6 protein-coding genes are annotated in these 11,526 nt (G+C 67.7%); 3 read left to right on the top strand and 3 right to left on the bottom strand.

The window, feature by feature from the left end; all coding sequences use genetic code 11:
* The first annotated feature begins 111 nt into the window (after window positions 1-111).
* The gene (locus KF833_21805; GenBank protein ID MBX3747951.1) at window positions 112-4,251 is read left to right on the top strand and encodes a DUF1553 domain-containing protein; all 4,140 of its coding nucleotides are present in this window, start codon (window positions 112-114) and stop codon (window positions 4,249-4,251) included.
* Between the two features lie 5 nt (window positions 4,252-4,256).
* Window positions 4,257-5,699 (top strand): DUF1501 domain-containing protein, encoded by a 1,443-nt coding sequence (locus tag KF833_21810; GenBank protein ID MBX3747952.1) that lies wholly within the window; start codon window positions 4,257-4,259, stop codon window positions 5,697-5,699.
* 14 nt (window positions 5,700-5,713) lie between these two features.
* Here KF833_21810 and ispE read toward each other — a convergent pair whose 3' ends face one another.
* Complete coding sequence (gene ispE / locus KF833_21815; protein ID MBX3747953.1) at window positions 5,714-6,895, bottom strand: 4-(cytidine 5'-diphospho)-2-C-methyl-D-erythritol kinase; 1,182 nt, start codon at window positions 6,893-6,895, stop codon at window positions 5,714-5,716.
* A gap of 912 nt (window positions 6,896-7,807) precedes the next feature.
* Window positions 7,808-8,617, bottom strand: a complete 810-nt coding sequence (locus KF833_21820) for an MBL fold metallo-hydrolase (protein ID MBX3747954.1) — start codon at window positions 8,615-8,617, stop codon at window positions 7,808-7,810.
* A gap of 53 nt (window positions 8,618-8,670) precedes the next feature.
* On the opposite strand from KF833_21820, the gene trxB reads away from it, so the two are divergent.
* Window positions 8,671-9,600 (top strand): thioredoxin-disulfide reductase, encoded by a 930-nt coding sequence (gene trxB / locus KF833_21825; GenBank protein MBX3747955.1) that lies wholly within the window; start codon window positions 8,671-8,673, stop codon window positions 9,598-9,600.
* A gap of 8 nt (window positions 9,601-9,608) precedes the next feature.
* On the opposite strand, the gene leuA is transcribed toward trxB, so the two are convergent.
* Window positions 9,609-11,276, bottom strand: coding sequence for a 2-isopropylmalate synthase (gene leuA / locus KF833_21830; GenBank protein ID MBX3747956.1), 1,668 nt, complete (start codon window positions 11,274-11,276; stop codon window positions 9,609-9,611).
* Window positions 11,277-11,526: the final 250 nt, after the last annotated feature.

Below are 11,526 nucleotides of genomic sequence, written 5' to 3' on the forward strand. Positions count from 1 at the left end.
CGGAGCTCCGTTGCCGCCCCCGACGCCGGCACGCCAAGTTCCGCTTCCGTCCGTACCCGGACCCCGGCACAGTCTTCTCCCAGTTCCCAGCCCTGTCTCAATGCCGCTCCGATGATGCGCTGCCTCGTGCCCCCACCTGTCCTCGGACTCGCCCTGTCCCTGGCCTGCCTGCCCGCCACGGCTGCCACGCTGTCCCCCGAGGCCGTCGAGTTCTTCGAAAAGCGGATTCGCCCCGTCCTGGCTTCTGACTGCTACGAATGCCACGGACCCGACCGCCAGCGAGGCGGGTTGCGCCTCGACTTCCGTCAGGGACTGCTGGACGGCGGCGATTCCGGAACCGCCCTGATCCCCGGCGATCCCGAAGCCAGCCTGCTCCTCCAGGTCATCCGCCACGACGATCCCGACCTGGCCATGCCGCCGAAACGGCCCAAGCTGCCCGACACCGCCATCGCCGATTTCACCGCCTGGATCCGCAACGGCGCCCCCGACCCACGCGATTCGCCCGCCGTCGATCCGGAAGCCGACACCTCGTGGGATGTCACGTTCAAGACCCGCCTCGACTGGTGGAGCTTTCAACCCCTCACCGATCCCGAAATCCCGGCCCCCTCAGGGACCCACGCGTCCGATCATCCCGTGGATCGCTTCCTCCAGCGGCGTCAGGAGGAACTCGGCCTCGTCCCGGCCCCCAACGCCTCCCGCCCAGCCCTCATCCGCCGGCTCACCTTCGCCCTCACCGGTCTTCCCCCCACCCGCGACGAAATCCGCGCCTTCCTCGATGACACCTCCCCCGACGCCTACTCACGCCTGGTCGATCGACTCCTCCTTTCCCCCCGCTTCGGCGAACGCTGGGCCCGGCATTGGATGGACCTCGTCCGCTTTGCGGAAACCCACGGCAGCGAAGGCGATCCCGACATCCCCAACGCCTGGCGCTACCGCGACTACCTCATCCGCGCCTTCAACGCCGACGTTCCCTGGGATCAACTGATCCGCGAACACGTCGCCGGCGATCTCCTCGCCTCCCCGCGCATCGATCCCGACGCCGGCCTCAACGAATCCATCCTCGGAACCGCCCATTACCGCCTCGTCGAACACGGCTTCCAACCCGTCGATACCCTCGACGAACAGGTCAAGACGGTGGACAGCCAGATCGACACCCTCACCAAGGCCTTCCAGGGCCTCACCGTCTCCTGCGCCCGCTGTCACGATCACAAGTTCGATCCCATCTCCCAACACGACTTCCAGGCCGTCTTCAGCATCCTCGCCAGTTGCCGGCCCACCCAGGTTTCCATCGATCTCCCCGAGCGCCTTCGTGTCCACCGCGATACCCTCGCCGAACTCAAGGGCCGCATCCGCCACGGCCTCGCCGAAGCGTGGTCGCACCACGTCCACCAGTGGGTCGCCCACCTCCAGACCCTCGGCACCCTTCCCGACACGTCCCTGATCCCCCTACCCGGCGATGCGCCCCTCGCCGAAATCGCCGCCCTCGAACATCAACGCGATTCCCTCCTCAGCGCCGGACGCAGGGCCGCCTGGAAAGCCCGGCACCCGGAACTCGCCTTCCCATCCGATATCCCCCGGCCCATGGCCGCATGGAGTTTCGAAACCGATGCCTCGGATGCCATCGGCGTCCTCCACGGCACCCTGCACGGCAACGCCATCCTCCGCGATGGCCGCCTCGTCCTCGATGGACGCGGCGCCTTCCTTCGTACCCCGCCCCTCGACCGTACCCTCCGCGAAAAAACCCTCGAAGCCTGGGTCGCCCCTGCCACCCTCGACCAGCGCGGCGGCGGCGTCCTCTCCATCGAAACCCTCGATGGCGCCGTCTTCGACAGCCTCGTCTTCGCCGAACAGCAGCCCCGCCAATGGCTCGCCGGAAGTGACGCCTTCCGCCGTACCCGGTCCCTCGGTGGCCCGGAGGAATCCGCCTCCCCGGACGCCCCCGTCCACCTCGCCATCGTCTATTCCGCCGACCACCAGATCGCCGTGTACCGCAACGGGGTCCCCTACGGCACCGCCTACACCCCCTCCGGCTCCCAAGGCACCCTGCGCACCTTCGAGACCGGCGCGGCCCGCGTCCTCCTCGGCCTCCGTCACACCGGCGGGGGCAACCCCTTCTTCGCCGGTGAAATCGAGGAGGCCCGCCTCTACGACCGCGCCCTGTCCCCGGACCAGGTCCAGGCCTCCTTCAACCTGGGCCCCCATCCCCTCACCGATGCCCAGATCCTCGCCGCACTCCCGCCGGAACGCCGCGCGGAATACGATGACCTCACCGCCCGCCTCGCCGCCGCCCAAGCCGCCTTCCAAGCCGGGTTCCCTGACCATCCCCGCCTCGACGCCCGTCGCCGCCACCTCCAGTCGATCCTCGATACCGCCCAGTCCGACCCCGCCCATCCCCTCCACGCCTGGTCCCGGCTCCGTCACGTCCCGCCCCATGACTTCCCCGCCGCCTGGCAGACCTTGCGCGAATCCATCGCAGGCCCATCCACGCCGGACCCGGTCTCCTCCACCGCTCCCCAACCGCCCGCCCACCGCCTCGCCTGGAACCTCGCCGGCCCCGATGCCAACGACTGGTTCTTCCATGGCCCCAACCCGCCGGAAGCCCTCGATGCTCCCGGCGACTTCGCCGTCGAGCCCTCGGGCGACCGGCTTCTCACCGACCTGTGGCCCGCGGCCATCGTCACCCATCGCCTGTCCCAAAAACACAACGGCGTCCTCACCTCGCCCCGATTCCGCGTGGACAGCGACTTCATCAGCGTCCGCGCCTTCGGCGGTCACGGTGCCCGTGTCCGCCTCATCTCCGACCACTACCCCCTCGGCGAAGGCAACATCTTCCCGCAGGCAACCCTTCAGCGCGCCACCTCGAGCTGGGTCCGCCTGAATACCGCCTACCGGCGCGGCACCTCCGCCTACCTCGAATTCGCACCCGCCCCCGAAGTCACCGCCCGCAACCGCGCCCGCCCCGGCCCGGACGGACGCTCGTTCTTCGGAGTCGAACGGATCGTCTTCCACGATCAACCCGGAACCCCGCCCGATCCCGCACCCCCTCTCGTCCCCCTCTGGGCCGACCCCCCTCCCGCCTCCCTCAACGCCCTCGCCGAACGCCTCGGCCACGCCCTCCAACACGCCATCGCCCAGTGGGCCGGCGCGCCGGATGAGCCCCCCCTCGAGGACGCCCACTGGACCCTCCTCCGCACCTGCCTCCACCGCGATCTCCTGCCCCATTCCCTCCCCGACCTCCCCCACCTCGCCAGCCTCGTCGCCGAATATCGCCGCCTCGAAGACGCCATCCCCGAACCGCGCCGCGCTCCCGGCATCCTCGAAACCGTGGGACTCGACTTCCCCTACTTCGCCCGCGGCAACCCCCATCAACCCGGCGACCCCGTCCCCCGCGGTTACCTGGCCCTGGTCTCCGGCCAACCCTACGACACCCCGATCAGTGGCCGCCTCCAACTCGCCGGGGATATCGTCCGCCCCGACAATCCCCTCACCGCCCGCGTCCTCGCCAACCGCATCTGGCATCACCTCTTCGGCCGCGGCATCGTCCCCACCGTGGACAACTTCGGGCGCCTCGGCGATCCACCCTCCCACCCCGAACTCCTCGATCACCTCGCCACCCGCTTCCTCCAGGAAGGCTGGTCCGCCCGTCGCCTCATCCGCTACCTCGTCCATTCCCAAACCTACCAGCGCGCCAGCGTCCCCTCGCCGCGTGCCATCGAAATCGACCCCGACAACACCGCCCTCTCCCACATGCCCGTCCGGCGTCTCGAAGCCGAGGCCATCCGCGATGCCCTCCTCGCCGTCGGCGGCCGCCTCGATACCGCCATGTTCGGTCCCGGCGACAATGCCCTCGGGGATTCCGCCCGCCGCAGCGTGTACCTCACCATCCGCCGCAATAGTCTCAGCCCCTTCCTCGACGTCTTCGACGGCCCCAAACCCTTCGCCACCCTCGGGCGCCGCGATACTACCAATGTCCCCGCCCAATCCCTGGCCCTCCTCAATGACCCCGCGATCGTCGCCCTCGCCGAGCGTTGGACCCGGCGGCTCCGCACCGGGGAACCCTGCCCGGAACGCCGCCTCGATCTCCTCTTCGAGGAAGCCCTCGCCCGACCCCCGCACGACTGGGAACGCGCCGCCGTCCGTGCCTACCTCGACGACCTCGCCACCGCCCACGGGCCCGACGCCGAACTCGCCGCCTGGCGTGACCTCGCCCAATCCGTTTTCAACCTCAAGGAGTTCATCTTCATCCCCTGATCCCCATGCAAGCCGCCCCCGTCCGCCCCTTCCTTTCCCGCCGTGAAGCCCTCCGCCGCTGCTCCCTCGGCTTTGGCTCCGTCGCCCTCGCCTCCCTCCTCGCCGAACCCGCCCGCCTCGCCCGTGCCAGTACCCCGGCCTACTCCCGCCTCCCGACATCGCCCATCCCGCGCGCCAAACACGTCATCTTCGCCTACATGAGCGGCGGCGTCTCCCACCTCGACTCCTTCGACCCGAAACCCGAACTCCGACGCCGCCACGGCCAGCCCATGCCGGTCCCCGTCCAGCCCACCATGTTCAATGACAACGGCAACATCATGGGCAGCCCCTGGGACGCCCGCCCCCGCGGCCAGTCCGGCGTCGAAATGACCGACCTCTTCCCCCGCCTCGCCGAACACGCCGACTCCCTCGCCGTGATCCGCTCCATGACCACCGCCGTCAACGAACACGCCCAGGGCAACTACATCGTCCATACCGGCTTCCCCTTCATGGGCCATCCCAGCGCCGGCGCCTGGACCGCCTACGGCCTCGGCTCCGCCAATCGCAACCTCCCCACCTTCGTCGTCCTCCAAAGCGGTGGTGCCGTCCCCCCCCATGGCGGCGTCGGCCTCTTCAGCAGCGGATTCCTCCCCGCCGAACACCAGGCCTCCATCCTCCAGGTGGACCGCACCCCGCCCCTCGACAATATCCAGCCCGCCGAACCCGACCCCCTCCAGCGCCGTCGCCTCGCCTTCCTCGAATTCCTCGACCTCCCCTTCGCCCGCCATACCGCCAACCCCCAGATCGAGGCCGCCATCCGCAACTACGAAACCGCCTACCGCATGCAGGCCGCCGTCCCCGAACTCTGCGACCTGTCCGGCGAGTCCGCCGCCACCCTCGCCCGCTACGGCGTCGATTCCCAAACCCCGGACCTCGCCGCCTACGCCCGCCAATGCCTGGTCGCCCGCCGGCTCGTCGAACGCGGCGTCCGGTTCATCGAACTCAGTTGCGTCTCCGTCGGCATCGGCGCCGGTGGCCCCGCCAACCCCTGGGACCAGCACGGCGCCCTCAAGGACGGGCACGGCACCATGGCCCGCCAGGTCGATCAACCCCTCGCCGCCCTCCTCGAAGACCTCAAGGAACGCGGTCTCCTCGATGAAACCCTCGTCGTCTTTACCGGCGAATTCGGCCGCACCCCGTTCTCCCAGGGCTCCGACGGCCGCGATCACAATCCCTACGGATTCAGCCTCTGGCTCGCCGGCGGCGGCATACGCGGCGGTACCGTCCTCGGCGCCACCGACGACCTCGGGTACTACGCCGTCCAGGATTCCTGCACCTTCTACGACCTCTGGGCCACCGTCCTCCACCTCCTCGGACTCGACCACGAAGCCCTCACCTACCGCTACGGCGGACGCGACTTCCGCCTCACCGACGTCCACGGCCGCGTCCTGGAATCCATCCTCGGCTGAACCAAGGGCACTCCCTACAACGCGACCGTCGCCACCCACCCGCTCGGCCCAAACACTTCCCGAAACCGGCGCTCCATCCCCTCCGCCATCCCCGGATCCGGCGCGATCGCCAACGTCGTGGAACCGCTCCCCGACATCAGTGTCCCCAGGGCCCCTTCCGACCGGAAGAACTCCTGCACCACCCGCAGGAGAGGGTACTTCCGCAGCACCGGCGCCTCGAGCGCGTTGTAAAGAGCGTCCGCCAGGGCGCCGCGGTCCGTTCCCCGCAGCACGGCCACCAGTTCCCTGGCCCGACCCCGCCGTCCCTGAAGCGCCTCCGGGTACTGGGCCAGCGCCCCGTACGCCCATCCTGTCGAGACCCCGAACCCGGGATGCACCAGCACCATGCCGCACCCCTTCAGCAATTCGAATGGTGCCAGCGGCTCCACCTGTTCGCCCCGACCGGTCGCCAGCGCCGGCCCATCCTGCAGGAAGAACGGCACATCCGACCCCAGTTCCGCCGCCACCCGCGTCAAAGCCTCCGCGTCCAGCGGATGGCCAAACAGCTCATTGAGAGCCCTCAGGGTCACTGCAGCATTGGCGCTCCCTCCCCCAAGACCCGCCTCCAGGGGCAGGCGCTTCTCCAGCGTGATCACCACCCCTCCCTCACCCCCGATTCCCTCCAAAAACCGCTGCGCCGCCCGATACACCAGGTTCCCCGCATCCAGCGGCAATCCCGGATGATCACAGTGCAACTCGATCCCCGCCTCCCGCCGCTCGAACCTCAGCCGGTCCGTCAGGGCCAAAGGCTGCATCACCGTCTCCAACTCGTGAAAGCCGTCCGCCCGCCGCCCCAGGATATTCAGCAGCAGGTTGACCTTGCACGGCGATGTGCGATCGAGAACCACAAACGAAAAAGGCGCCAACCCACGGTTGGCGCCTGCTGGAAAATGGACGCCGCCGTCTTCCCGCCGTCCTCCTACTGCTCGTTGATCTTGAACCGGCCGAACGGATAGAACGGCAACACCGACCCGCCGCTTACCCCCAGGTTCGCATCCGTGTCCATGAACGTCATCGCCGGTGCCCCGCCCGGGTACGAATCCGGTGTCCCCGGCATCTCCGGCAGGCGCAGGCCACCCCAGGACTCGTTGTACGTGGCCACCGAGTAGTCCGGATAGATCGGCCCGTCCGGCGTGTAACACGCATCGTACGTCCATCCCCCGTCCTTCGGCCACGGCGCATAAAACGTCGCCACCTCCGCCGCCCCGATCAGCGTCCTTGCCACGCTCCGGTTGATCCCTCGAATCACCCCCGTCGTCATCCCCGCCTGCGTGCCCTCCCACAGGGTCGTCTGTTCCATCGACCGGGAGATCTCCCCCCCGCGGGCAAGCTCAGTCAGGTTGGAAATCCCGCGTCCCAGCTTCTTCTCGGGACCGGCACAACCCACCGCCACCATCGCAACCACCAACACGGGCAAAGAACGGGTCAAGGTAAGCATCGTTCGTGAACGTTGAATGCCGTCGAGGCTAACCGCCGGACTTCGGCTGTAAAGGGCGATCTGCAACTCCGGCTCAGAAACCGTGCCTCCTGGAGTCGTGGGGAGAGTTGCGAACTTCGCGCAGCGTCGCCTCGGAGGACCGGGTTCCACGCGGCCGCAACGGGCTGGAGCGTTGGCTTGAAGTCTCGCAGAGCCCGTCTTCCCTCCGATTCGCCGCCTCCTCACCCACAACTCCGGGATGCACCGTGCAGAAACCATGCATTCACGAGTCATCAAGGACGAGGCAGCCGTTCGGAAGGGCCAACCCAAGTAGTCCTAATGGGCCCGGCATTGTACTGTTGACGCCCCGCACAAATTCACCCCCCCGTGATCGCCAGGACCGGATCCCTGCGCGCACCCACAGCCGGAGCACCGCCGTCAACGTCAACAGTCAATAACAATAACAAGGAGCCTGACTATTTGAATCAATTCGTCAATAACCATGAGCCTGACAATTTGATGAATCCCTCGGCCAAAACACCGTCAACAGTCAGTATCTTTGAGCCTGACTGTTAGTTTTCAGTTTCAGTGTTTTCAGCGAAGCCGGAAGTCCAGGGTCCACCCAACACGAGCCTTCCCCCATCCTTCATCCTTATCCTTCCACCAGTTCCAGCGTCGGCCCCGCCACCTCCTGGCTCGTGTTCTCGATCGCAATGTGCGTCGCCCCCACCCGACGCAACCGTTCCGACACCTCCCGGTGTGCCAATTCCGGCCGGTTGCAGTCCCGGCTTAGATGCCCGAGGTAAATCGTCCGCAGATGCTCCGAAACCAACTGCTCCGCCGCATCCGCCGCCGCCGCATTCGACAGGTGCCCGTGCCGGCTCAGGATCCGCTGCTTCGTCGCCCACGGCCGGCGCATATCGTCCTGCAGCAACTTCAGGTCGTGGTTCGCTTCCAGCACCAGGACATTTGCCGGCCGCACCCGCTCGAGAACCAGCTTGGTCGCATGCCCCAGATCGGTCAGGAATCCCACATTCCACTCTCCCGCCCGCAGGAGAAACCCCACCGGATCGCTCGCGTCGTGCGGCACCGAAAACGTCTCCACCGTCACGTCCCCCACCTCGAACCTGGCCCCCGTCTGGAACAACGCCGCCCTCAGCGGCCGTCCCAGCCCCGCCTCCACCGCCTCCCGCGTCAGGCGGTTGCAGTACACCGGCACGTCCAGTCGCGCGGTCAATCCCGCCAATCCCCGCACATGATCGCCGTGCTCGTGCGTCAGCAGGATCCCAGTCAGGGTTTCCGGACTCCGCCCGATCCCCGCCAACCGGTCCCGGATCTGCCGGCCGCTGAACCCCGCGTCGATGAGCAACCGCGTCGTCCCGGTCTCGAGGTACGCGCAATTCCCCCCGCTCCCGCTCCCCAGAATCGTGAATCGTACCGGCACGCCGCCCACCCTATCCATCCCCCGGACTTGCCTCAACCGCCGTCCACGGTACCGTGCCCGCCCCTATGCCACTGGAGAAGGTCGTCATCGTCGGAACCGGCTGCGCGGGCCTCACCGCCGCCATCTACACCGCCCGCGCCAACCTCAGCCCCCTCGTTCTCGCCGGCCCCATGCCCGGCGGCCTGCTCACCACCACCAGCATCGTTGAGAACTTCCCCGGCTTTCCCGAGGGCATCGACGGCTACGAACTGATGACCCGCATGCAGCAGCAGGCCGAACGCTTCGGCGCCCGCATCCAGTTCGGCGAACTCGAAGGCGCAGATCTCTCCGCCCCCCCATTCCGCCTCACCATCGACGGCAAACCCGTCGAAACCCAGTCCCTCATCATCGCCAGCGGCGCCAGCCATCGTCACCTCGGCCTCGACAGCGAACGCGCCCTCGAAACCCACGGCGTCACCTACTGCGCCACCTGCGATGGCGCCCTCCCCATGTTCCGCAACCAGCCCGTGGTGGTGGTTGGCGGCGGAGATTCCGCCTGCGAGGAGGCCACCTACCTCACCCGCTTCGCCTCGACCGTCCATCTCGTCCACCGACGCGACCAGCTCCGCGCCTCCCCCATCATGGCCGACCGCACCCTCTCCAATCCCAAGATCCAGCCCATCTGGAATTCCGTGGTCACCGACATCCTCGATCCCGCGCAGAAAAAGGTCACCGCCGTCCGGCTCCAGCACGTCGCCACCGGCGAACAACGCACCCTCCCCTGCGCCGGCGTCTTCATCGCCGTCGGCCATGTCCCCAACACCAAGGTGTTCCAGGGCCAGGTCGCCATGGATGACAACGGCTACATCCAGACCCGCCGCGGCACCGAGACCAGCGCCCCCGGCGTCTTCGTCGCCGGGGACTGCCATGACCACGTCTATCGCCAGGCCATCACCGCCGCCGGCGAGGGCTGCGCCGCCGCCATCGACTGCGAACGCTACCTCGCCGGACTCGACACCTGACGCCGACCCTAACCCCGGTTCAAGGCGCTGAGAATCGCCCGGATCGGCGCCAGCTCGATGTTGGTGTCCACCCCGGCCCCCCACCTCTGGCGGCCATCCCCGAACCTCAGGCACACATAGGCAATGGCCGAGGCCTCCTCCCCGTAGCTCAACGCCCGTTCGCTGTACTCCGCCACCTCGAACCGTGGCGCCCCCCCGGCCGCCAGCGCATGCACGAACGCCGCGATCGGCCCGTTCCCCTGCCCCGTCACGTCAACCGTCTCCCCCCCACGCAGCAACCGCGCCTCGGCCCGTACCCCGCCCGCGCCGCTCTCCGTCCGGAATCCCAGCAACTGCCACGGCTGGACCCGCTCGACATATTCCCTCCAGAACATCGCCTTCAGTTCCGCTCCCGTAACCTCCCGGCCGAGCCGGTCCACCTCGTCGTTGGCGATCGGTCCAAACTCCCGCTGCAATTCCTTCGGCAGCTCAATGCCAAACTCCGACTCCAACAGGTACGCCACCCCGCCCTTCCCCGACTGGCTGTTCACCCGGATCACTTCCCGGTACTCCCGCCCCACATCGCCCGGGTCGATCGTGAGATACGGTATGTCCCAGACCGCGTCGCGACCCCCGGCGGTCACCTGTTCCCACGCCCGCAATCCCTTGCGGATCGCGTCCTGATGCGACCCGCTGAACGCCGTGAACACCAGCTCCCCGGAATACGGATGTCGCGGCGGCACCGTCATCCCCGTGCACCGTTCATACACCTCCCGCAGCCGGTTCAAATCCGAGAAATCCAGCCCCGGGTGAATCCCGTTCATGTAGAGATTCAACGCCACCGTCACGATATCCAGGTTGCCCGTCCGCTCCCCGTTCCCGAACAGCGTCCCCTCCACCCGGTCCGCCCCCGCCAGCAACCCAAGCTCCGTCGCCGCCGTCCCCGTCCCCCGGTCGTTGTGCGTGTGCAAACTCACGATCGCCGTGTCCCGACGCCGCAGGTTCCGGATGAACCACTCGATCTGGTCCGCATACACGTTCGGCATCGCCACTTCCACCGTGTCCGGCAGATTCAAGATGATCGGGCGCTCCGGCGTCGGTCCCCACACCTCGGACACCGCCTCACAGACCTCAAGCGCGAACTCCACCTCGGTCGCCGAAAAACTCTCCGGCGAATACTCGAACCGGATGTCCGATCCCGCCAGACGCGGCAAACGCTCCTTCACCCATTGCGTCCCCCGCACCGCGATCTTCAACACCTCCGGCTTCTCCAGTCCGAACACGATCCGCCGCTGCGCCGGTGAGGTCGAGTTGTACAAATGCACGATCGCCCGGCGCACCCCCGCCAGCGACTCCACCGTCCGTTCGATCAGATCCTCCCGCGCCTGCACCAGCACCTGGATCGTCACGCCCTCCGGCACCCGCCCGTCCTCGATCAACCGCCGCAGAAAGGCGAACTCGGTGTTCGACGCGGCAGGAAACCCGACCTCGATCTCCTTGAAGCCGCACCGCACCAGCCCCTCAAACATCTCCAGCTTCTGCGAGATGTTCATCGGCACCGCCAGCGCCTGGTTCCCGTCCCGCAAATCCACGCTGCACCACATCGGCGCGGCCGTGATCTCCCGCTCCGGCCACTGCCGGTCCGGCAATCGCACCACGGGAAATGGTCGGTACTTCGTCTTCGGATTCGTCAACATCGTGTCGTTCTCGGTTGTGCCAGCCTTCGCTCCCGACGTCGGGCAAATAAAAACCCGCCGCCGTTCTGCGGCGGCGGGCGGGTCAAATCGCGTTCTGAAAATCGGTCAGAAACCGGCCAGACCCCGCACCGCGCCGCCACCCGGCAGCGCCAGTCGAAGAGCCAGCAGATTTTCCGTCCGAATCATCGGCGCCGCTTGTACCCCCCAGCCCTCCACCAAGTCAAGTCCACGGTCCGGTCCGCCCGTCCAC

Source organism: Verrucomicrobiia bacterium (assembly GCA_019634625.1).
Lineage (GTDB): Bacteria > Verrucomicrobiota > Verrucomicrobiia > Limisphaerales > CAIMTB01 > CAIMTB01.

Bases quoted from the DNA above. Each gene is read 5' to 3' on its own strand.
- leuA (MBX3747956.1), bottom strand. From the start codon at position 11,276: ATGTTGACGAATCCGAAGACGAAGTACCGACCATTTCCCGTGGTGCGA.
- KF833_21805 (MBX3747951.1), top strand. From the start codon at position 112: ATGATGCGCTGCCTCGTGCCCCCACCTGTCCTCGGACTCGCCCTGTCC.
- KF833_21810 (MBX3747952.1), top strand. From the start codon at position 4,257: ATGCAAGCCGCCCCCGTCCGCCCCTTCCTTTCCCGCCGTGAAGCCCTC.
- ispE (MBX3747953.1), bottom strand. From the start codon at position 6,895: ATGGACGTACGATGCGTGTTACACGCCGGACGGGCCGATCTATCCGGA.
- KF833_21820 (MBX3747954.1), bottom strand. From the start codon at position 8,617: ATGGATAGGGTGGGCGGCGTGCCGGTACGATTCACGATTCTGGGGAGC.